This is a genomic window from Bacteroides salyersiae WAL 10018 = DSM 18765 = JCM 12988 (genome assembly GCF_000381365.1).
GTDB classification, from domain to species: Bacteria; Bacteroidota; Bacteroidia; order Bacteroidales; family Bacteroidaceae; genus Bacteroides; species Bacteroides salyersiae.
Window position 1 is genome coordinate 1,376,629 of the sequence record NZ_KB905466.1, and the last position, 24,092, is coordinate 1,400,720.

The 24,092-nt window shown below is 41.9% G+C and carries 13 protein-coding genes; 11 read left to right on the top strand and 2 right to left on the bottom strand.

Annotated elements, in window-relative coordinates:
• Positions 1–49 precede the first annotated feature (49 nt).
• From HMPREF1532_RS05215 to HMPREF1532_RS05250, 8 genes are all read left to right on the top strand, one after another.
• Positions 50–2,269, top strand: coding sequence for a GH92 family glycosyl hydrolase (locus tag HMPREF1532_RS05215; protein WP_005925833.1), 2,220 nt, complete (start codon positions 50–52; stop codon positions 2,267–2,269).
• Positions 2,270–2,285: 16 nt separating this feature from the next.
• The gene (locus tag HMPREF1532_RS05220) at positions 2,286–2,840 is read left to right on the top strand and encodes an RNA polymerase sigma-70 factor (RefSeq protein ID WP_005925836.1); all 555 of its coding nucleotides are present in this window, start codon (positions 2,286–2,288) and stop codon (positions 2,838–2,840) included.
• Between the two features lie 50 nt (positions 2,841–2,890).
• A complete protein-coding gene (locus HMPREF1532_RS05225) occupies positions 2,891–3,892 on the top strand; it encodes a FecR family protein (protein ID WP_005925839.1) in 1,002 nt (333 codons plus the stop codon).
• Positions 3,893–3,938: 46 nt separating this feature from the next.
• Positions 3,939–6,218, top strand: a complete 2,280-nt coding sequence (locus tag HMPREF1532_RS05230) for a GH92 family glycosyl hydrolase (RefSeq protein WP_025818962.1) — start codon at positions 3,939–3,941, stop codon at positions 6,216–6,218.
• A gap of 699 nt (positions 6,219–6,917) precedes the next feature.
• A complete protein-coding gene (locus tag HMPREF1532_RS05235) occupies positions 6,918–10,466 on the top strand; it encodes a SusC/RagA family TonB-linked outer membrane protein (RefSeq protein WP_005925845.1) in 3,549 nt (1,182 codons plus the stop codon).
• A 14-nt stretch (positions 10,467–10,480) separates the two neighbouring features.
• Positions 10,481–12,355: a SusD/RagB family nutrient-binding outer membrane lipoprotein gene (locus HMPREF1532_RS05240; RefSeq protein ID WP_005925848.1), complete on the top strand. Its 1,875-nt coding sequence runs from the start codon at positions 10,481–10,483 to the stop codon at positions 12,353–12,355.
• A gap of 70 nt (positions 12,356–12,425) precedes the next feature.
• Entirely contained in the window at positions 12,426–16,769 is a 4,344-nt protein-coding gene (locus tag HMPREF1532_RS05245; RefSeq protein WP_025818963.1) for an endo-beta-N-acetylglucosaminidase, read from the top strand.
• Between the two features lie 194 nt (positions 16,770–16,963).
• Positions 16,964–18,979: a glycoside hydrolase family 97 protein gene (locus tag HMPREF1532_RS05250; protein ID WP_005925853.1), complete on the top strand. Its 2,016-nt coding sequence runs from the start codon at positions 16,964–16,966 to the stop codon at positions 18,977–18,979.
• A 131-nt stretch (positions 18,980–19,110) separates the two neighbouring features.
• Here the strand turns inward: HMPREF1532_RS05250 and HMPREF1532_RS05255 are convergent, their stop codons facing one another.
• A complete protein-coding gene (locus tag HMPREF1532_RS05255) occupies positions 19,111–20,529 on the bottom strand; it encodes an ATP-dependent DNA helicase (protein ID WP_005925856.1) in 1,419 nt (472 codons plus the stop codon).
• Positions 20,530–20,626: 97 nt separating this feature from the next.
• On the opposite strand from HMPREF1532_RS05255, the gene HMPREF1532_RS05260 reads away from it, so the two are divergent.
• Genes HMPREF1532_RS05260 through HMPREF1532_RS05270 form a run of 3 tightly spaced genes read left to right on the top strand, consistent with a single transcriptional unit; the run spans position 20,627 to position 22,609 of the window.
• The gene (locus tag HMPREF1532_RS05260; protein WP_005925859.1) at positions 20,627–21,313 is read left to right on the top strand and encodes a hypothetical protein; all 687 of its coding nucleotides are present in this window, start codon (positions 20,627–20,629) and stop codon (positions 21,311–21,313) included.
• On the top strand, positions 21,294–22,085 hold the full coding sequence (locus HMPREF1532_RS05265; protein ID WP_005925861.1) for a DUF3822 family protein: 792 nt from the start codon (positions 21,294–21,296) through the stop codon (positions 22,083–22,085). The genes HMPREF1532_RS05260 and HMPREF1532_RS05265 overlap by 20 nt, the downstream gene beginning before the upstream one ends.
• Positions 22,076–22,609, top strand: coding sequence for an RsmD family RNA methyltransferase (locus tag HMPREF1532_RS05270; protein WP_005925865.1), 534 nt, complete (start codon positions 22,076–22,078; stop codon positions 22,607–22,609). The genes HMPREF1532_RS05265 and HMPREF1532_RS05270 overlap by 10 nt, the downstream gene beginning before the upstream one ends.
• A gap of 38 nt (positions 22,610–22,647) precedes the next feature.
• On the opposite strand, the gene cls is transcribed toward HMPREF1532_RS05270, so the two are convergent.
• A complete protein-coding gene (cls, locus tag HMPREF1532_RS05275; RefSeq protein ID WP_025818965.1) occupies positions 22,648–24,087 on the bottom strand; it encodes a cardiolipin synthase in 1,440 nt (479 codons plus the stop codon).
• Positions 24,088–24,092 lie beyond the last annotated feature (5 nt).

A 24,092-nucleotide genomic window follows, 5' to 3' on the forward strand; every position in this document is an offset into this window, starting at 1 on the left:
ACATTTGCGGCTTGAAACTATGTTATCGCTAAACTCTAACCCCGAACATATGAAGACATTCACCTACGCACTTTTATTTTTTTTACTACTATTCACTGCCTGCACCGCTCCTCACGAAAAAGTATCTGTAGACTACACAACGTACGTAAACCCTTTCATAGGAACCGATTTTACAGGTAATACCTATCCCGGAGCACAAGCGCCATTCGGCATGGTCCAGCTTAGTCCGGACAATGGTCTCCCCGGCTGGGATCGAATATCAGGATACTTTTACCCGGACAGTACCATTGCCGGATTCAGCCATACCCATCTGTCGGGAACAGGTGCCGGCGACCTGTATGATATTTCTTTCATGCCCGTAACCCTGCCTTATAAAGAGGCGGAAGCACCGTTAGGCATCCATTCCCGTTTCTCCCATGACGACGAATCGGCAACAGCCGGTTACTACCAGGTACTGCTAAAAGACTATAATATAAATGTAGAACTTACTGCTACCGAACGCTGCGGTATTCAGCGTTACACTTTTCCGGAAGCACAGGCAGCCATCTTCCTGAATCTAAAAAAGGCGATGAACTGGGATTTCACCAACGACTCCCGCGTCGAGATTGTAGATTCTGTCACCATACAAGGTTACCGATTCTCCGACGGATGGGCACGTGACCAGCATATTTATTTCCGGACCCGTTTCTCAAAACCTTTTACCTCTGTACAAATAGATACGACTGCCATCATCAAAGATGGCAAACACATAGGAACCGCCGCCATAGCCCGCTTTGATTTCAACACAAAGAAAGGTGAACAAATTATTGTCAGCACTGCCATTTCCGGAGTCAGCATGCAAGGAGCCGAAAGAAATTTATCGGCCGAAGTACCCGACAATGACTTTGATAAATATCGTAATGCGATTCGCGACAACTGGAACCGGCAACTTTCCAAAATAAAAGTGGAAAGCAGCAACAACGATGATAAAGTAAACTTTTATACCGCACTCTATCACAGCATGATTGCGCCGACCATTTATAGTGATGTGGACGGTGCATATTACGGCCCTGACAAACAAATCCACCAGACAAACGGCTGGGTAAACTACAGTACCTTCTCACTATGGGATACTTTCCGTGCCGCCCATCCCCTTTTCACCTATACCGAACCGGAACGTGCCAACGATATGGTGAAATCCTTCCTTGCCTTTTATGAACAAAACGGCCGCCTTCCGGTGTGGAACTTCTACGGCAGTGAAACCGATATGATGATCGGTTACCATGCCGTTCCTGTAATCGTAGATGCCTACTTGAAAGGCATAGGCAATTTTGATCCGGAAAAAGCGCTTGAAGCCTGTGTCGCAACAGCTAATATAGATGATTATCGCGGCATCGGAATCTATAAAAAATCAGGATATGTACCTTACAATATCACAGATAGCTACAATACCGAAAACTGGTCGCTGTCTAAAACACTGGAATATGCATATGACGATTATTGCATTGCCAAGATGGCTGAAAAGATGGGTAGGAAAGAGGTCGCCGAAGAATTTCACAAACGTTCTCAAAACTATAAAAACCTATACAATCCCGCTACTTCTTTCATGCAGCCACGAGATGACAAAGGGAACTTTATAAAAGATTTCCATCCGGATGAATATACCCCACATATCTGTGAAAGCAACGGCTGGCAATATTTCTGGTCCGTGCAGCAAGACATCAACGGGCTCATGGCACTGACCGGCGGTAAAGAACGTTTCGCGGAAAAACTGGACAGCATGTTCACTTATCACCCTTCTGCGGATGACAAACTTCCTATATTCAGCACCGGTATGATCGGTCAATACGCCCACGGAAATGAGCCCAGCCATCATGTGATCTACCTGTACAACACCGTAAACCAACCTTGGAAAACCCAGCAATATGCAGCCAAAGTCATGCATGAACTTTATCTAAATACTCCCGCCGGACTTTGTGGCAACGAAGATTGCGGTCAGATGTCCGCCTGGTATGTATTCAGCGCAATGGGATTTTATCCGGTAGATCCGGTCAGTGGAAAATATGAGATAGGTACCCCCCTGTTTCCTGAAATGAAAATGCAGTTATCGAATGGTAATGCATTTACTGTACTCGCTCCGGCCGTCAGCAGAGAGAATATTTACATTCAATCCGTAAAACTCGACGGTAAGCCTTATGACAAGAGCTACATCACCCATGAACAAATAATGGGAGGTGCCACTCTTGAATTTGAAATGGGCAACACCCCCGGCCCGGTATGGTATAAGTAACCTAAAAAAACCGTGAATGAAGGAAGATTTTAATATCACCTACAAAGCTCTCTTTCGAAAGTACTATCCGAATCTGATCTTCTACGCCACCCGTCTGGTAGGTGAAGAAGAAGCAGAGGACGTGGTACAGGACGTATTTGTGGAGCTTTGGAAACGTAAAGATTCCATGGAAATCGGAGACCAGATACAGGCTTTCCTTTACCGGGCTGTGTATACACGTTCGCTCAACGTGTTGAAACACCGCAATATCGAAAGCGGCTACATGGCCATCGTAGAAGAAATCAACCAGAAACGTGTAGAATTCTATCAACCGGACAACAACGAAGTAATCCGGCGGATAGAAGACCGTGAATTAAAAAAAGAAATATATGATGCCATAAATGAGTTGCCCGACAAATGTAAGGAGGTGTTCAAATTAAGCTATCTGCACGATATGAAAAACCGGGAAATAGCAGATACAATGGGAGTTTCACTGCGCACAGTAGAAGCACATATGTACAAGGCACTGAAATACTTACGGAGCAGACTCGATCACTTAATTATCTTACTCACATTATTTTTTCTGAGATAAGTAAGTGTTTTTATTGATTGAGTTGTTTATTTATATAATATATAGAAGAAATGAATAATCTCAGCGAAGAAATAATAGCAAAGTTCCTCATGGGGAAGTGCACAGAGGAAGAACTCGTCCAGGTAAATCTCTGGATAAAAGAATCAGATGAAAATGCCCGAAAGCTATTCCGGATGGAAGAAATATACCATCTCGGAAAAGAAAAACATACAGTATCTCCCAAAAGAATGGACCAGGCGGAAAGGAGTTTGTACAAACGTCTGGCCATAGAAGAAGCAAAGCAGAACAGGACATTGGCGATCCACCGCTGGATGAAATACGCAGCCATCATCACTGTCATTTTATTGACAGGTACCGGCATCACCTATTGGATAGGACAAAATGCCCTGATAAACAACAAGATGATCGCTGTTGCCTCAGAAGGCAATGTAGAAGAAATCGTATTGCCGGACGGCACTAAAGTATGGTTAAACCAGTCGGCTGTCCTCAAATACCCACGCGAATTCTCCGACAAAGAGAGAAACGTTTATCTGGAAGGTGAAGCCTATTTCGAAGTAACCAAAAATAAAGCAAAACCCTTTATCGTGCAGAGCGAAGCCATGCAGGTAAGGGTACTTGGAACCACTTTCAACTTCAAGAGCAGCAAAGCCTGCAAATCGGCAGAGGCCACTCTGATAGAAGGAGAGATTGAAGTCAAAGGCAATAATGAAGAAGGGATGATCATCCTTGCCCCGGGACAAAAAGCAGAGCTTAACAGAGAGAGCAAACGGCTGACCGTAAAGCAAGTGGACGCCCGAATGGATGCGGTGTGGCACAACAATCTGATACCTTTCGAGAAAGCGGATATCTATAGCATAGCAAAAACATTGGAACGCTTCTACAATGTAAAAATCATCTTATCTCCTGATATCACAATCAACAATACATATTCGGGAGTATTAAAAAGAAAAGACAGCATCAATTCTGTATTAAAATCTTTAAAGAATTCAATTCCCATCGATTATAAGATCGTAGGAAACAGTATATTTATATCCGACCAGACTAAGAAATAATTTCATCGGTTTACCTTCTCCCCGGTAAACACTCAACTCATATATTATGAAAAAACTTCTTTTAATGATCTGTGCGCTGAGTAGCGCACTTCTTATCCAGGCAAAAGACTGGACTCAATATGTCAATCCCCTGATGGGAACCCAGTCTTCCTACGAACTCTCCACCGGAAATACATATCCTGCTATTTCCCGCCCTTGGGGAATGAACTTCTGGACACCCCAAACCGGAAAAATGGGGGATGGCTGGCAGTATGTTTACACTGCAAACAAAATTCGCGGTTTCAAACAGACCCATCAGCCCAGCCCATGGATCAATGATTACGGGCAGTTTTCTATTATGCCTGTTGTTGGGAAGCCCGAATTCGATGAAGAAAAACGAGCCAGCTGGTTCGCCCACAAAGGAGAAGTAGCCCGCCCTCATTATTATAAAGTATACCTTGCCGAACACGATGTAGTAACCGAAATGACCCCAACCGAACGTGCCGTTCTTTTCCGCTTTACCTTTCCGGAAAATGATCATTCGTACATCGTTGTAGATGCCTTTGACAAAGGGTCATACATCCGTATTTTACCGGAACAGAACAAAATCATCGGTTACACTACACGTAATAGCGGAGGAGTACCGGAGAATTTTAAAAACTACTTCGTTATCGAATTCGATAAACCGTTTACCTATAAAGCTACTTTTGCGGACAAGGCTCTGAAAGAAAATACGCTTGAACAAACAGCCGACCACACCGGTGCCGTTATCGGTTTCAAAACCCGTAAAGGAGAAATAGTGCATGCCCGTATCGCCTCTTCGTTCATCAGCCCCGACCAGGCCGTACAGAATCTGAAAGAACTCGGAAACGATGATTTCGACACCTTAGTCCAGAAAGGAAAAGATTCCTGGAACAACGTTTTAGGTAAAATAGAAGTAGAAGGCGGTAATCTCGATCAATATCGCACATTCTATTCGTGCCTCTATCGCTCTCTTCTTTTTCCACGCAAATTCTACGAACTGGATATAAACGGAAATCCTGTTCATTACAGCCCATACAACGGACAAGTGCTTCCCGGATACATGTACACCGACACCGGTTTCTGGGACACCTTCCGTTGCCTGTTTCCTTTTCTCAACTTAATGTATCCGTCGGTGAACCAAGAGATGCAGGAAGGTCTCATCAATACCTACAAGGAAAGCGGATTCTTCCCCGAATGGGCAAGCCCCGGACACAGAGGTTGCATGATTGGTAACAACTCGGCATCCGTACTGGTAGATGCCTACTTGAAAGGAGTGAAAGTGGACGATGTAAAAACACTGTACGAAGGGCTTATTCACGGAACAGAGAATGTACATCCGGAAGTTTCTTCTACCGGACGTCTCGGATATGAATATTACAATAAATTGGGTTACGTGCCCTATGATGTAAAAATCAACGAAAATGCTGCCCGCACATTAGAATACGCATACAACGACTGGTGTATCTACCAGCTTGCCAAAGCATTGAACCGCCCGAAAAAAGAGCAAAAGCTCTTTGCACAACGTGCCATGAATTATCGTAATATATTCGACAAGGAATCGAAATTGATGCGCGGACGCAATGAAGACGGACAATTTCAATCTCCATTTTCCCCTTTAAAATGGGGAGATGCTTTCACAGAAGGCAATAGCTGGCACTATTCCTGGTCTGTATTCCATGATCCCCAGGGACTGATTGACCTTATGGGAGGTAAAGCTCCCTTCGTTCAGATGCTCGACTCCGTATTTGCCGTTCCACCTTTATTCGACGACAGCTATTACGGACAAGTAATTCATGAGATCCGCGAAATGACCGTAATGAATATGGGAAATTATGCACACGGCAATCAGCCCATTCAGCACATGATCTATCTGTATAATTATGTCGGACAACCTTGGAAAGCCCAATATTGGTTACGCCAAGTGATGGATCGCATGTATACTCCCGGTCCCGACGGTTATTGCGGTGATGAAGATAACGGTCAAACTTCTGCCTGGTATGTATTCTCTGCATTGGGATTCTACCCGGTATGTCCGGGAACCGATGAATATGTACTTGGAGCCCCTCTGTTCAAGAAAGCGACCCTACATCTGGAGAATGGTAATAATTTGGTAATAGATGCTCCTGACAACGACGAGAATACCATGTATATAAAATCGCTCCAGTTCAACGGAGATAATTATACCAAGAACTATCTGAAACACGGGGATCTGCTCAAAGGCGGAACCATAAAATGCCATATGAGCCGGACTCCTAATTTACAGAGAGGTATTCAGCCTTCTGATTTCCCCTATTCCTTTTCAACAGAAGAAAAGAAAAAATAATCGAATTTATTCCTTTTTTACTGATTGCATCCAGACCCCAACAGTAAATCCGTTTACTCACTCCCTTCACTTTTTCCAATGTCCGACAAAGGCATGGGATTGTGAAGGGAGTTGTTTATTATCTCCCCTCCCCCCCTTTCAGGCAAGAACATTGCATTTATAAGCGAGGATATATATTTTTGCAACATCTCTAAAATGACAATTTATATAGGACTAACAACGGGAAAAGCAAACTTATCGAGGTCTTAAAAATATTGGGCAAATTAACTTAGCATAACAAGAGAAGTTGTCAACTAAATCCCAGTACAGTATAATAATTCGTTTCAACTTATTGGAAAGGAAAGTTTCTTCTACATGGAACTCCTTGTTTCATTAGGTTGGAACTCTTTGTTTCATCAGCTTGAAACTCTTTGTTTCATCCGTATGAAACTTTTTGTTTCTCGGTGTGGAACGAATGGTTTCTCCGGAGGAAACAAAGTTAATATAATGTTTCACCTCATAATCATCTATATAAAAACGCTTTTAAGATAACAAAAAACTGTATTAACACACTCCTTGAACACATAAACAAAATTATTTAAAAAAAACTTCATTTAGCAGTAAGTGTATTTTCATCTATCATTGTTTTATTATCAAAAGGGGAAACAGAAGTATCCTCATACAAATATATTACTAATGTATAACCACTAAATTTTGTTTATGGAAAGCAATCATTCTTTTCGAAGTGCTAAATCACTTCGGGCTTTACTGATTCTTTTGCTTATGGTAATCCCAGTACAATGGGCCGTCGCTCAATTGACACTGAACACCTCTCGCACCACATTAGGAGCAATCATTAAGCAAATTCAGTCTCAATCCGAGTATCAATTCTTTTATGACGATCAATTGTCAACAATCCCCGTTGAGGCCATAAAAGTAGAAAATGCATCATTAGAAGATGTATTAAATCGAATCCTCAAAAATAAAAACATTTCATTTAAGGTAGAAGATAACATTATCTATCTGAAACCTCAAATACCTGCCCAAGATCAACAACCAAAGGTAGGACAACCACGCAAAATAAGCGGGACTATTGTCGATGAAAACGGTGAACCGTTGATTGGTGTAAATGTACTTGTAAAAGGAACAACCAATGGAGTGATCAGCGATTTCGACGGCAATTACACTTTAATGGTCGATGAAGAAAACCCTATCCTCCAGTTTTCATACATAGGCTATACTCCGCAAGAAATAACCGTAAAAGAACAGGCTGTTATCAACCTGAAAATGACATCCGATACACAAGTAATTGATGAAGTCGTAGTAACAGCATTAGGAATCAAACGTGAAAAAAAAATGCTCGGATATTCCGTTCAAGAAATAAAGAGCGACGCATTGAATACGACCGGAGATCCTTCCGTAACCAGTGCATTGCAAGGAAAAGTTGCCGGCTTGCAAATGAACACCTCCAGTACCGGGTTAGGTGGTTCTACTAAAATAACAATCCGTGGTAATTCTTCTTTAACAGACAACAACCAACCATTATGGATCGTAGACGGTGTACCTTTCACAGATAACCAGACATCCGAAGCTTCCGCTTACGGAGGATACGATCGCGGAGGTACGTCTTTCGATATTAATCCTGAAGACATTGAATCAATTTCCGTATTAAAAGGACCGAATGCAGCTGCCCTATACGGATCACGTGCCGGTAATGGTGTAATTCTTGTTACAACTAAAAAAGGCAGTAAAAAAGACGGATTTGGTGTAACCTACAACGGTAGTTTCACTTGGAGCCAAGTAACCGGTACATTGAAAATGCAAGATAAATATGGTCAAGGAAGCAGAGGGGAGTTGGTATATAAGCCTAAAGAAGGTACTCAAGAGGTAGCAAAACCGACTGTTCCTAACGATAACGAGCACCAAGATGAATGGAATGCATATAATGAATATATTGCTAACAGAACCTTGAGCGGTGAACTTGCTTATGGTCCCGAACTCGACGGTCGCATGGAACGTACCTGGAATGGAGAACTAATCCCCTATTCATATTATGGCAATAAATTGAAAGATTATTTCGACACAGGTTTCTCACAATTCCATAGTGTGTCAGTAGGTAGTTCTACCGAAAAATCCCATTTTAGGGCATCATTCGGATTTAATGGCAATGATGGTTTATTCAAAGACGAGACTTTGGAAAAAATCACAGCGGATATCAACGCGGGAGCAGAAGTTAACAAATATCTATCAATAGATGGTAAAATATCGCTTTCACGTATGTCTGCCAAAAATCGTCCACTGACAGGACTCAACGGTGAAGTGGCACAACTACTCCTCATTCCGGGTAACATCCGCTTGTCCGATTTACAGAATTATACAACCACAGAACGTTTACACGAAAACTGGTTTGGTCCCAATCAACATTATTCCAATCCTTACTATGTGCGTCACCGTTATCAAAACTCCGATGAACGTTGGAGGGCATTCGGTTATTACGCAGCCAAACTGAACCTGACAGACTGGATGAAATTTTCTGCTAAATATGCATTCGATTACTATCGTACCAGACTACAGACCAGCGACTTAAGCTTGGGTGATCAGGCCATCGCCGGAAACGGAGAAAGTTGGCAGGAAAAACTTACTACGGACAATATGAGCAGAGGAGAAGAAAATCATTTTGAGCACAACATCGAATTCATGTTTACAGGAGATAAAGCATTCGGTGAAAAATTCCGTCTCGGCTACAATGTGGGTAGTAATATCATGTATCAGCAATTTGAAACTCTGACAGTAGGAGTCAAAAATATGTTAGATAAAAACAACTGGTTATTCAATACAGCCGAAAGATTGGACAATGCAACAGACAAGGGACATGAAAGAGCCATGTATTCCGTATTCGGATCATTGCAACTTGCTTACAACGAATATCTGTCATTAGACTTAACTGCACGTAATGACTGGTCTTCTACTCTGCCCCAACAAAACAATTCTTTCTTTTATCCTTCTGCCAGCTTAAGTTTTGTTATTTCAGACTTTGTCCGCTCTTTAGACAAAAATTTGCCTACATGGCTGACTTTTGCCAAACTCCGCTTATCCGCAGCCCAAGTCGGTAAAGATCCCGAACCGTATAACTTATGGAATACAAGAAAGTTCGAATTCCAAAACGGAACCCGCGTTCCTATTGTTGAAACTATTAAAAAGAACAGTAATCTCAAACCGGAAATCAAAACGTCCTACGAAATGGGATTGGATATGAAATTCCTCAATAACCGGTTAGGATTCGACTTCACTTATTACTATAGTTCAACCAAAAATCAGGCAATGCTGGTGGATGCTTCCTCACCATGGAGCCAACAATGGGTAAATGCCGGAAAAATCAGTAATAAAGGTGTGGAAATGATGATCTATTCTACTCCTGTGCAGACAAAAGATTTCCGATTCGATCTGGGCGTAAATCTTGCTAAAAATATTTCCACTGTAGACGAATTGGCCAATGGCGTAAATCATATTTATTTTAGCGGTGATCCTAACATGCCGGTAAAGGTAGGAGCAGTACCGGGAGGAAAATTAGGAAACATCTATGCCAATAATCTCATGAAACGCGATGCCCAAGGCAACGTTGTCGTAGGAAGCGATGGCCTTCCTATACCGGAAACCGGTAATGGTAATCTGGAACAATACATATTGGATCATCCTATAGGAAATATCGAGCCCAATCTGCTAATGTCTGTTACCCCTTCTTTCTCATATAAAGGCTTCACGTTATCAGCGATGTTCGATATGAAATTCGGCGGAGATATTGTCTGTGTATCTGAAGGTATGGCTACCGCTGTTGGTACTGCCAAGCGTACTGAATACCGTGGAGAATATAAAGAGATTAACGGAGTGAAAGACTATTATATGGTAGTGCCCGGAGTAAAAGAAGATGGAAGTCTGAATGACATCCCCGTCAGTGCACAAACCTATTACTCCACCATCGGTTTATACAAATCAGCCAAAGGATATGCCGAAGAGTTTGTATACGATGCTTCCTATATCAAATTAAAGGAATTATCCATCGGATACAATTTTCCCTCAAGAATTCTGAAAAAAACTCCGTTCACAGCTTTGAAATTATCATTTGTAGGACGTAACCTCTGCTTTCTGCTTAAACACACACCAGGAAATCCAGACGGAGGCTATGATACAACGATGTTCTCACAAGCACTTGACTATGCAGCTGTGCCTTATACACGCACATTCGGTTTTTCAATTAATGTAGGATTTTAATAAGTAAGATAACCATGTTTATATATAATAAATCAATCATATTCAAGACGCTACTCGCTTCTATGACTTTGTTCTTGGCAACTTCCTGTTATGACTTGGACGAAATGAATAAGAATCCATATGAGTTACCGGACAATTCTGTCAGTGGCGGTGATACGGATACAGGTGACGATGGTACCAAATATAACGATCTTAATCTTAATTTCGAGGTGACCAAAGAAGATTCTGCGGCATACAAAATAGATTTAATGGCTGCCAGTTCTACTTTCCGCAATTTCTTATACGAAGGATATTATGCGGAATATCAGATTACCACCAACTTGAGCCATGATATTTACGCCGGCTATGTAGCAAACAACCAGCCCAAACATGCCAAATCAAGCCCGGATTACAAATACGCTGATGGCTGGTCGGGAAAACGTTGGAGTGAGTTTTACCAGAAAAGAAGTGCCGAATACCGAACGTTACTAAGATCTTTCAAGTTCAATGAAACTCCGGAAAGATATACCAATATGTTCTATATTACACGTATTTATTATGCGTTCTTAGCTTTGGCCAATACTGATACATATGGTGATATGCCATTCAAAGAATACGTACAAGCGCGTATTCCTGAAACAAACAACGTAAAATATGAAACGCAGCAAGAAGTATACGATGCGATGTTCCGTATTCTGGAGCAAGCCGTAGACAGCATTGATCCTGAAGATGTATCACAGTTCTCCATTACAAAAGATGATATCTGCTATTTCGGAGATACTTACAAATGGTTGCGTTTTGCCAATACACTCCGCTTGCGAATGGCCTTACGCATATCCAATATAGATCCGGAACGTGCACAAAAAGAAGGAGAAGCTGCATTGAACAATCAATACGGATTAATGCTAAGCAATGAAGATAATATGTGTACAGTACCCAAATATGCACCTATAGATATGGGAGGTACCGATGACGGAGGTAATGAGAATGCACTTGCCATGTGTAGTGTAGCCTATAACGGCGAAAGTGTAATGTCATGGGATATGGAACAATTTTATCGTAATCTCAGTACCGGCGGTGAAGAGTATCAGATAAAAGAAGGGCGAAACGGTTATATCACCAAAATCATAGACCCACGTTGCCTGGTATCCTGGTACAGAAGCAAAATGACTACCAACGGTATTGCCACCGGCGAAGAAAGCTTACGTGAAGATTTTGTAGGTTGCAAGCGTGGTGCTCAAGAACCGGATATATCCATGTCTCCGCTTAATTATAGCATCACTCGTACACAACCCCATGGTATAAAAGACCTAAATCCAAAATATTGGTTTAACTACGCCCGTCCGACAGTATGGTTAGGTTATGCAGAATCTTTATTCTTGAAATCAGAAGCAGCATTAAGAGGATGGAATGGCGCCGATCTGACCATGGGAGTAGAAGACTATTTCCGTGCCGGTATTCAAGCCTCTATGGATTATTACATGATAGATCCAAACTTTACAACCTCTTATATTAACGGTTTAAAAATATATTCGGAAGGAAACAACCCCTTCAGCGGAGGTGACAAAGAAGCCATGTTGGAACAGATCATTACACAAAAATGGCTGGCCGTATTCCCTAATGGTAACGAAGGATGGGCAGAATTCAGACGAACCGACTATCCGGCATTGCAAAATCAATTGACCAACGAATCAGGCGGTGATGTACCACAAGGAAAAACGATCAAACGCCTATTATATCCAAACAGTGAAGCTTCCAATCAATATTTCGTAGAGAATGCGGATCTGAAAGCGAAAAACACACAAGGCACACGCCTGTGGTGGGACATAGCCGATACTAACGATTCAAATGGTAATCGCCTAAAGCCCAACAACTTTCATTCAGCAATAACCAATAAATTATTACAGTAAGAATAAAAAACGGTAGAAACAATTCATTATAGTTGTTTCTACCAAATCAAACCTATTAAATTTTATTATCATGAATCTAAAAAAGCTACTTGGACTAATGTTGTTTGCCTCTATTTTTGCAGGCAATGTACACGCGCAGCAGCCTTATGGTGCTTGTTGGCACCCAGAGGATATCAAAAACTGGTCTCCGGAAACAGACCCGGATGCAAAATTCAATCGTAGTACCGTAAAATACGCAAAAAGATTTAAAGAGCCAGAGCTGATTAAAGCCAATCAATTCCAGTTCTATGAAGGGCAGGTTTGTAACTCTACCATTTTGTATCATACTTGTAGTCTATGCCCAGCTCAAGGTGCAAACAATTTTACCGGTTATCAACCTACTTATTGGCAATACATGGACAAAGTTGTATATTGGGCAGGATCTGCTTCGGAAGGTATTATTATTCCTCCTCCCGCACCCTCTATCGATGCCGCTCACATGAATGGTGTAAAGATGTTGGGACAAGTTTTCTTCCCGCCTTCTGCATTTGGAGGTACACAAGAATGGGTGCGCCAGATGTTAACTGTTGAAAACGGCAAATATATCTATGCTATCAAACTGTATGAAATAGCTAAATATATGGGATTTGACGGATGGTTCATCAATGAGGAAACCGGAGGTGGAAGTACAAGCGAATGGGTAGCATTCGTCAAAGAATTCAACAAAATAGCAGATGAAAACGGTGATACCCAAATGGAAATCCAATGGTACAATGCCAGTGGTTATCCAAATACATCAATCTTGAATGCACACCCTAACACCTCGCAATTCTTGGAATACGGTTCGGTAGGAGATTATCGCAGTTATGCCAGCCAATTAAACTGTACAGAAGAAGAAGTGATGCAGAAAATCTACAGTGGTGTACAATGTGTAAACTCCGGACTAACCGGTTATGGTAGTGCCATGCGTACGGTATACAAAGAAACGGAGCATGTAGGTTCTCTCGATTTATTCTGTCCGGAAGAACGCGTATGGAAAGACAATGTGAAAGATATTCTGGACACTCAGAACAACTGTGGTGAAAAAGCATACGCTGCAATAGAAAAAACATTCCAAAACGAAGAAACCATGTGGGTAAACCGTGCAGGCGATCCGACAGATGTAAGCGAGCGAAACAGTTGGCCCGGTTTTTCCGGATGTATTTTGGAACGTTCCGTCATCACTTCTATGCCGTTTGTCACTTCTTTCAGCACGGGTGTAGGTAAACACCGTTTTGTCAACGGCGAAAAGATGAATACACAAGACTGGTATCATAGCGGTGTTCAAAGTATCATGCCGACATGGCGTTGGTGGATCGAAAATAAAGGAAACTTAAAAGCAAAAATAAACTGGGATGACGCTTATAATTTTGGTACCAGTATCAAAATCTCCGGTACACTGACTCAAGGTGATCACCTCACACGCCTATACAAGACCATGATTCCGGTAGAAAATGGCGGTAAGTTCCGTCTGGTTTATAAAACCAACACAGAAAACTCTATCGAAGTGAAACTCGGAACTGAAAGTAAAACAGATGGCGCTTGGATCACTTTAGGCAATCCGACCATTACTGACCAAAACGGATGGAAAGTAGCCGAATATGATCTGTCAGCATTGAAAGGAAAAACAGTTTATATTATAGCACTAAACTTTAAAGCTACTTCGGAAGTGGCTGCATACGAAGCTTTATTAGGCGAGCTGGCAATGTTGCCTGCCAACTATGCACCAGTAGCCCCAACCGTCACTAATTTGAATACTACAAGTGTTTTAGGTGAAGAAAAAGGAGATATCCGTTTAACTTGGGACTTTACAACAAACGAAGATTTCGAGCATTTTGACATTTATACCGAATTAGCAGATGGCAGTAAAAAACTTGTCGGACAAACTCGTGGCGAAGCTTTTTACATCCCGACATTCGAAAGGAACGGTAACGATGCATATGTAAACATCGCCGTAGTACCGGTATTAAAAGATATGAGCGAAGGTGCTGCAAACAAATTGAAAGTAGAATATCCTAAAGCAACAGCCCCTAAGATTTCATTCAAGTTAAGCAAAAGTTATGCAGTTGTAGGTGAAGAAGTAACCATTACAGCCAAAGGTACAGGCAATCCAAGCGCATACGAATGGGTACTGCCTTCGTCATTGCAGCTTACCGCCGGCAATCTTACCGATGCCACTATTACCGTAAAATGTCTGGCTGCCGGAAAACAAAAAGTTACAGTAAAAGCTACCAATGTAATCGGTACGTCCGAAACGACCAGTGAAGTGGTTGATGTTATGGAAGAAGCCGAAATTGGTGAAGTAAAGAATGTCGCACTGAAAAAAACAATCTTAGATTTCAGCGGCTCAACCAATAATAATGAAACTCCCAAGAACATCATCGATGGGGTAACACGACCAGGTTCAACCAGCCAAAAATGGTGTAATATCAGTTCCGACCATTGGACCGTTATCGATTTAGAAGGAGCTTATAGAATATATGGATTCAAAATATACGATTGTAACTCCGGTCCGGAAACAGGCCAGAATATTAACAGTTACCGAATCTACGTCAGCAACGATGCTAAAAACTGGGAACTTCTGGTAGATGAAACCGGACGTGAAAAAGATGATGTAAAATCCGATTTTATTGCTCCGGTCAAAGCACGTTACATCAAACTTAATCCGTACTCTGAATCAGGTATGACTATCCGTATATGGGAATTCGAAGTATATGGTAAGGATGACAATAACATGACTGTGGAATTACCTGCCACAATGAATATCAATGCAGGAGAAACCGCAACTCTTGTTGTTAATTACAATCTGAACGGAGATGAAAGAGCAGAACAATTCACATGTACGGCAATTCCATCAAATGCTTTTGTAACGATTGGTGAGATAACAGAAGATACAGAAAAAGGCGTCTTCAATATTCCTGTAACAGGAGCGAATGCAATAGGTGGTTCACAAATCAAAGTAACCGTAAACAATGGCGGTGCTTATAAAGAAAGAACAGTAACAGTGACCATCGATTCTGAAAAAGCCCCTAATATATTATCCGGTATGACGGCCCAACTTCGTCAATACAAATCCGACTATTCGTTTGAAGCAGAGTATGATGAATACACGACGGTTGATTTAACAGACGGAAATACCGGCAAAGAAGGCTTGATGGTAATTGAGAATCCATCTTCACACAAAGATGACTTCTGGGCTATATTTGAAGCGACTGAAACATGGAAACTTTCTAAGATAAAAGTATATATCCCCAATAATAATCAAGGTGAGAATGACAACGGCAATAAAGGTTCAGTAAATAATGAAATCAGCTTTAGAATAAGTAATGACGCCAAATCCTGGACTACCCTCAAAACTTTCTCTGACTTACAGGAAGTTTCTGAACTGGAATACATCCTTCCTGAATATAAAGAATGCAAATATTTGGCCATCGTATGCAACCTAAATGTTTATTTCTATCCATCATTGGCCGAAGTGGAAGCCTACGAACAGTTAGCTGAAGCCATTCCGGTAATGGCTCCGGTCGCAATCAAATCAGGATTTAATGCAGACGTGGTAGCAGAGGCAAAACCTGCTGTCGATCATAGTACAATGGTTTTGGATGACCAAGGATGGGTTCTTTACAACGAGGATATCCAGAAAGAAGGCAGCTTGCCTAATGATGGTATCTTAACCTCAAATTCCGGTATAAAATACCAACTGGCGGATTACACAGCGCTCAATGCCGTGACTTTGAAAACGACTAATTCTCCTATAACTTTGGAATTTGTATCAGCCCAGCAAGCAGAAGAACTATATTTACTAAGTATTAGTGCAAATGGTACTTCCAAATTAGAAGTAACGGTAAATTATGAAGATGAAAGTACAGATGTACAAACATTCAGTATCGGTGACTGGTGGAGTGCTTCATCCGGACAAGGAGAAGCTTATTATGGTTTAAGCCGTATTATTACTAAAAAGAATGGTTGGGATTTCAATGCCGATGATATTGACGAACGTTTCGAATTCCGTCTATTCGAACAAACTGTTACGGCCGATCCCTCAAAAAAAATAGTATCCATCACATTGAACAGTAAACAAAGCGGTTCATATCCTACAGTATTAGCTGTATCTAAAAAAGGCAAAAACGAATCTGTAGGCGTTGAAGATACTAAATTGAAAGAAAGTACAGTACATGTTTATCCGAATCCTGTAGCTGCTAACGAAACATTATACATAACGACTGATGATGTCCAACAAGTTTCATTAATAGCTTTAGACGGTACAGTACTGATACAACAACCTGTGACTAAGGACATCACGGAAATTCAGATGAACAATATCTCTTCCGGCATGTATCTGCTCATTACAAAAGGTAACAACGGATTAGAATCGGTTAAGGTGATTGTTAAGTAATCATCTTTCAGAGAGATAATAAATCTATAAAACAAGACCTACCTTAGTTCTTTTTTACTAAGGTAGGTTTTCTGCTTTATACAAGCATTATTATTAATTTTTTAATAAATTTGAAGCACAATTCACCACTTACAATGAGTGATTGACCTTTATCATAAAGGTACTTGTAAAACAATATAAACTACAAAAACAGAATGAAAAAAGCCCTTTTTATCTCCATTGCATTTATATGCGTATTGGGTAGTTGTACCCGTCCCCGGCCTACAGAAATCAACTCTCCCGATAATACGATCAAACTTGCTTTCTACCTGAATGACAGCAATCAAATGGCTTACCATATCACTGTTAATGATACCCTATTTATTGCTCCCTCCATTCTCGGTTTCGAAGCCAGAGACGGAATCAACCTATCAGAAGATTTCCACATTACCGGAACAGATTTCGACTCCAAAGATGAAATATGGACACAACCGTGGGGAGAAAATAAATCAATACGCAATCATTATAATGAAATGGCTGTACATCTGACAGACACCAAAGAGACTCTGCTAACCCTTCGATTCAGAGTATTCAATGATGGTATAGGATTTCGCTACGAATACCAGGTGCCCGATGCGGACAGCCTGTTTATCACGGATGAACTGACCTCCTTCAATATTGCACAAGACGGAACATCCTGGTCAATCCCGGCCAGTTTCGACACCTATGAACTGCTATACCGCACACAGCCCATAAGCCAAATAGACAATGCCAACACGCCCATGACATTCAAAACAGGAAATATATATGCCAGTATACACGAAGCGGCACTGACCGACTTCCCCGAAATGACCTTGAAAAATACAGGCAACTGTCTGCTGAAATCGGAACTGGCTTCCTGGCCGGACGGTGTAAAAGCCCGAATCACAGGTGGAACTTTCCAAACTCCCTGGAGGACCATACAAATTGCTCCGAAAGCCGTCGGGCTGATTAATTCGGGATTAATCCTAAACCTGAATGAACCGTGCGTATTGGAGACAACCGACTGGATACGTCCGATGAAATACGTAGGTATCTGGTGGGGCATGCATTTGGGAGTGGAAAGCTGGGTAATCAATGACCGCCACGGCGCAACAACAGAAAATGCCAAAAGATACATCGACTTTGCCGCTGCCAACCACATTGAAGCGGTGATGTTTGAAGGCTGGAATGAAGGATGGGAAAATTGGGGAGGCACACAAAACTTCGATTACACCCGGCCATATGCCGATTTCAACCTGCAAGAAATAGCCCGTTATGCCCGGGAAAAGGGAATAGAGATAATCGGTCATCACGAAACTGGCGGTAATATTCCGAATTACGAGAATCAATTGGACAAAGCCTACCAATGGTATGCAGATTTAGGCATACATTCGGTAAAAACCGGCTACGCCGGAGGGCTCCCTGCCGGACACAATCATCATGGGCAATACAACGTACGCCACTATCGGAACGTAGTAAAAACAGCTGCCAAATATCACACTACCCTCGATGTGCATGAACCGATCAAGGATACCGGTATCCGCCGTACCTATCCGAATATGATGACGCGTGAAGGTGCACGGGGAATGGAGTGGAACGCCTGGAGTACGGGAAATCCGCCCTCCCATCACGAACTGCTGCCATTCACCAGATTACTGAGCGGCCCGATGGATTATACACCGGGAATCTTCGACATCCTGTATGAACGAGTCAAGCACTCACCTTTCCGGAAAAAGTGGAATAGCATGGATAGCAAGGACTGCCGCGTCAATACAACATTAGCCAAGCAGATTGCCAATTGGGTGGTAATCTACTCCCCACTCCAAATGGCTGCGGACATGATAGAAAATTATGAAGGACATCCTGCTTTTCAATTCTTCCGTGATTTCGATGCCGACTGTGACTGGTCGGAAGCTCTGGCTGGAGAACCCGGTGAGTTTGTAGTAATCGTCCGTAAAGCAAAGGACAAATATTTCTTGGGAGCCACAACTAACGAAGAAGCACGTACAACAGATATCAAACTGGATTTCCTTGAAAAAGGAAAGACGTATAAAGCAACAATCTATGCCGACGGAGCAAATGCCGATTGGGAAACCAATCCTACTTCATACGAAATCTTAGAGAAAACGGTGACAACCGATGATACTCTTTCTATCCGCATGGCAAAAGGCGGAGGACAAGCCATTGCTTTCATACCGCTTGAAAAATAGTTAAGGAAAAGGGAGATACTTTTACGAGTGTGAAGTATCTCCCTTTTCTGTATTTACCATCGCATTCTATATTTGCCACCACTAATCAACAGCACCGCTTCTATCGACAACAGACCACATAGAAATCACCACTATATCCACTGCTCCTTCGGATAATTGACCAAATACAACGTTCGAGTAGCACGAGTGAAAGCCGTATATAGCCAACGAAAATAATCGGGTGTCAGATACTCATCCGTCATATATCCCTGATCAAGAAAAACATTTTGCCACTGACCGCCCTGAGCTTTATGACAGGTGACAGCATACGCATATTTCACCTGTAAAGCATTGTAATGCGGGTCAGCCTTCATCTTTTTCATACGATCCCTCTTAACAGGAATATCCGCATAATCCTCTAACACGCTATAAAACAAACGGTCGTTTTCCGTTTTCGGCAAAGCCGGAGCATCCGAATGAAGTGTATCCAGCAATAAATTAGCCTCCAACTCAAAATCTTCATGGTCGGGAAATGTCAATACGACCTCTGCAAAGCGAAACTCATACAGCTCGCGCGTACGACGAACCCGACGCACCACAGCAATCTCTCCATTTGCAATAAAATCCATTTCCTTGCTTTTTTCCGTCCAATAATAATTATTCTTTGCCACCATCAGCATATCACCGGTATTCAGTTCGTCTTCCCGATAGAGAATTTGCGCCCTTATACCTTTATTATATATATTGGCCCGTTTATTGGAACGGCAAACCACAATTGTCTCATCCATGCCGTCCCGCTCATAACAGGCAGTAAGTGTATCGATCAGTTCCTCCCCCGGTACTACCTTTATATCGGCAAATCCGGAAATCCGAATCTTGGGAAGAGAATAACATTCATCTTCCGCAATCAATTCACGAAGACGGGTCGCATTCCATAAAATACCGGAATCCTGTACCTGTCGCACTACCTGTGTCAGATCGACCTCCCGCACTTCCAAACCGTATCCTTTCAAAGCGTCCGTAAAAAGCGCCGGACTCAACTCCTCACCCACCGGCGGAAGCTGAGCCGTATCGCCCATCAATAACAAACGGCATCCCGTACCGGAATAGACAAACTGTATCAAATCATCCAACAACCGTCCTGTACCGAACATTGCCCCGGACAACCCTTCATTGGAAATCATGGAAGCCTCATCTACTATAAATAAAGTATGTGTAGCAAGATTGTCATTTATAGAAAAATTACCGGTCTCATTCGAAAAAGACTGTTGCCGGTATATCTTTTTATGGATAGTAAATGCCGGATGTCCTGCGTAAGCCGAAAACACCTTCGCCGCCCGCCCCGTAGGAGCCAGTAGAACAGACCTTTGCTGCAATTTGTCCATTGTCTTAACCAATGCACCCACCAATGACGTTTTACCGGTTCCGGCATACCCACGCAGCACAAACACTGCGTCATTGCTTTGCGAAAGCAAAAACTCCGAAAGAGATTTTACAGCTATTTCTTGCTCAAAAGTTGGTTGATAAGGAAAATTTTCCTTAATTTGCCTTTCTAAATAGTTATTTATCATTTTTGTACGAGAAAAAAGTTCTCGGAACCATCGAATTTAGATTTATTTATTTTAATTTTGCGATGCGAATATAACAACTAAAAAAAACATATTTATCATGAAAACAGTATTTAATATCGTATTAGGTCTGTGTGCGCTTGCTTTGATCTACATCTGCTACAACAGCATCATGGGGCCTATCAATTTTGAAGAAGCTAAAAAGCAAAGAGATCAAGCTGTTATTGCCCGCCTGATTGACATCCGTAAAGCACAGATGGAATTTCGTAATCTTAACAAAGGTCAATATACGGCAAGCTTTGATACTTTGATTGATTTTGTTAAAAATAAAAAGCTTCCTTTCTTATATAAAGTAGGTGAGTTGACAGACAAGCAGCTGGATGAAGGTATGACTGAGAAAAAAGCAATGAATATCATCAATAAAGCTAAGAAAACCGGTAATTACAGCGAAGTTAAGAAGCTTGGACTGGAAAACTTTAAACGTGATACAATGTGGGTAGCTGTATTGGACACAATCTATCCAAAAGGTTTTAATCCGGATTCTATGAGATACATTCCTTTCGGAGGTGGTGCTCAGTTTGAAATGGCTATCAAAAACGATACAGCTAAATCGGGTGCTCCTATTTTCATGTTCGAAGTAAAAGCTCCATACGATACTTATCTGGGTGGCCTTGACAAACAGGAAATTGCTAACTTGAAAGACCTTCAGACTAAATTAGGTAAATACTGTGGTTTGATGGTAGGTTCTATTGAAAGTCCTAATAACGGTGCAGGAAACTGGGAATAATAAAATCGACTTTAGTAAATCGGAACAATATACATTATCCATCCGTCTCAGTACGGATGGATTTTCTTTTTCTATCTACAATCCGATTCACGAAAGTTCGCTCTCTTTTTTTGAAAAAGAGACCAATGCTTCATTGTCCTTAACGGCAAATCTGAAACAGATTTTCCGTGAAACCGAATTTCTCACTTTACCTTATAGAAGGGTAAATATCCTCATGGCAGACAAACGCTTTACGCATGTTCCTACCGATTTTTTCGAAGAAGAACAAGCCGGAATATTGTTTTATCACAACCATTCCCCAAAGGAAAATGAAATAGTATTGCACAATGTTTTGTCAAGAAGCAACGTGACTGTCATATTCGGAATGGACAGAAGTGCTTATCTGTTTCTCAAGGAGCAATATCCCGAAGCCCGGTTCTATTCGCAAGCCAGTCCGTTAAACGAATACTTTTCAACTAAAAGCCGGTTAGGCAATAGCAAAAAGATGTACGTATCCCTGCGTAAGAATGCAATGGATTTGTTTTGCTATGAACGCGGACATTTGTTATTGGCCAATTCTTTTGAATGCGGGCAAACCGCCGACCGTATCTATTATCTGCTTTATATATGGAAGCAACTCGGCTTCGATCAGGAACGGGACGAACTTCATCTCACAGGTATTCTGGCCGACAAAGAAAATCTGGTTACAGAATTACGTAAATTCATCCTTCAGGTATTTATTATGAATCCGGAGACTAATATTGACATACAAGCCCTATTAACATGCGAGTGATCAGCGGAATATACAAAAGAAGAAGATTTGACGTACCCCGTACGTTCAAAGCGCGCCCCACCACAGATTTTGCCAAAGAGAATCTGTTCAATGTATTATCTAATTATATCGACTTTGAAGAAGGCGTCACTGCCCTTGATTTGTTTGCCGGAACAGGCAGCATCAGCATTGAACTGATATCCCGTGGATGCGACAGAGTGATCAGTATAGAAAAAGACCGGGAACATCATGCCTTTATCTGTAAAATAATGAAAGAGGTACAAACAGAAAAGTGCCTGCCTGTCCGTGGAGACGTATTCAAATTTATTAACGGCGGACGCGAACAGTTCGACTTCATTTTTGCCGATCCCCCCTATGAGTTAAAAGAACTCGGAACCCTGCCGGAGCTGATATTCAAAAACAACCTTTTGAAAGAAGACGGACTTTTCGTATTGGAACATGGTAAACAAAATAACTTTGAAGATCATCCGCATTTCGTAGAAAGAAGGGTGTATGGAAGCGTCAACTTCTCATTCTTCAAGTAGAATCACGTCAACAGGCTGTTTGGTCCACTGCCTATTCTTTACAGCAAAGGTGCCAGCAGCCTTACCACCGATTCCATTGCTTTCTGAGGCCAAGGACGTTTTATCCAGTTTTTAAGGAACACTTGTGTACATTCCCTCTGATCGAGCATAAATATCTCTTTCATCTGTAAAGCAGTCACCATATCATACATAAAAGCATTTACCTCAAAATTATGTTCAAAGCTACGGAAATCCACATTGGTAGATCCGACTGTAGAAAGCATATCGTCCGAAACCATCAGCTTGGAGTGTAAAAAGCCTTTCTTATAAAAATAAACCTTCACACCCGCCCGGAGCACGTCTGCCAAATAAGAACGGGAACCCAAATGAGTAATCCGGTTGTCGGCACGTTCCGGCAACATCAGGCGGACATCCACTCCGGACAATGCCGCAGCCTGCATCGCCGCCAATACCTGCTCTGTCGGCAAAAAATAGGGAGTCTGTATATAAAAATACCTTTGGGCACCGGAGATAGCCATCGTCAACCCCTGCATAATTTCTTTCCAAGGACCTATCGGCTCGCCCGTCACAATCTGCACCAATGAATCACCATACGAATCGATCTTCGGGAAATAACGTGAAGAGGTGATCAACGTACGGTCTACAAAATACCAGTCAAGCAAAAAAGCACTTTGCAAACCGTGTACGGCTTTTCCCTGAAGCATTATATGTGTATCACGCCAGATTCCCCAAGAAAATCCCCGCATATAACGTTCGGCCAGATTCATACCGCCTACAAATCCCACAAGCCCGTCGATAACGACAATCTTACGGTGATTCCGATAATTTACTTTACTCGTAAACAACGGGAAACGTACTTTCAAAAAGCTACGCACCTCAATACCGGCTCCCCTCATATCTTCAAAGAAAGCACTCGGCACGTGCCAACATCCTACATCGTCGTAGATAACCCGCACTTCAACTCCGGCACGCGCTTTCCCGATCAAAACATCGCGCACTAACCGTCCTACGGCATCATCCTCGAAAATATAGAATTCCATATGAATATGCTTTTCCGCCTTCTGCAGTTCCCTCAGAAGAGCTTGCAACATAGAATATCCGGAGGTATAGGTGTCCACCCTGTTCCCTTCAAACGGCAAAGCCTGATTGGTATGCTGAAACAACTTAATAAGTCGCTCATAGGCTTCCGGCAAAACAGAAGAACCCTGAGCCAGATATTCCGCCATTGGCTTCTTCAATAGCCGTCCATAACTTTTTTTCCCAATGATCCGTTCACGACGCTGGCTACGTCCGAAAAAGAAATAAAACACCAGTCCTACGATAGGGAGAAACATCAATACCAGAATCCAGGCCATCGTCTTCACCGGGTTACGATTATCGAGAATCACAACGACAATCGTACCGATAATGGCTCCGAAATAAATGATATCGAAAGCTACTGTTGCTATTTGACTAAATATGATATTCCAATCAATCATAATAG

Coding starts and splice junctions, on each gene's coding strand:
- cls (WP_025818965.1), bottom strand. CDS start 24,087: ATGATTGATTGGAATATCATATTTAGTCAAATAGCAACAGTAGCTTTC.
- HMPREF1532_RS05240 (WP_005925848.1), top strand. CDS start 10,481: ATGTTTATATATAATAAATCAATCATATTCAAGACGCTACTCGCTTCT.
- HMPREF1532_RS05225 (WP_005925839.1), top strand. CDS start 2,891: ATGAATAATCTCAGCGAAGAAATAATAGCAAAGTTCCTCATGGGGAAG.
- HMPREF1532_RS05235 (WP_005925845.1), top strand. CDS start 6,918: ATGGAAAGCAATCATTCTTTTCGAAGTGCTAAATCACTTCGGGCTTTA.
- HMPREF1532_RS05245 (WP_025818963.1), top strand. CDS start 12,426: ATGAATCTAAAAAAGCTACTTGGACTAATGTTGTTTGCCTCTATTTTT.
- HMPREF1532_RS05220 (WP_005925836.1), top strand. CDS start 2,286: ATGAAGGAAGATTTTAATATCACCTACAAAGCTCTCTTTCGAAAGTAC.
- HMPREF1532_RS05215 (WP_005925833.1), top strand. CDS start 50: ATGAAGACATTCACCTACGCACTTTTATTTTTTTTACTACTATTCACT.
- HMPREF1532_RS05260 (WP_005925859.1), top strand. CDS start 20,627: ATGAAAACAGTATTTAATATCGTATTAGGTCTGTGTGCGCTTGCTTTG.
- HMPREF1532_RS05255 (WP_005925856.1), bottom strand. CDS start 20,529: ATGATAAATAACTATTTAGAAAGGCAAATTAAGGAAAATTTTCCTTAT.
- HMPREF1532_RS05270 (WP_005925865.1), top strand. CDS start 22,076: ATGCGAGTGATCAGCGGAATATACAAAAGAAGAAGATTTGACGTACCC.
- HMPREF1532_RS05250 (WP_005925853.1), top strand. CDS start 16,964: ATGAAAAAAGCCCTTTTTATCTCCATTGCATTTATATGCGTATTGGGT.
- HMPREF1532_RS05230 (WP_025818962.1), top strand. CDS start 3,939: ATGAAAAAACTTCTTTTAATGATCTGTGCGCTGAGTAGCGCACTTCTT.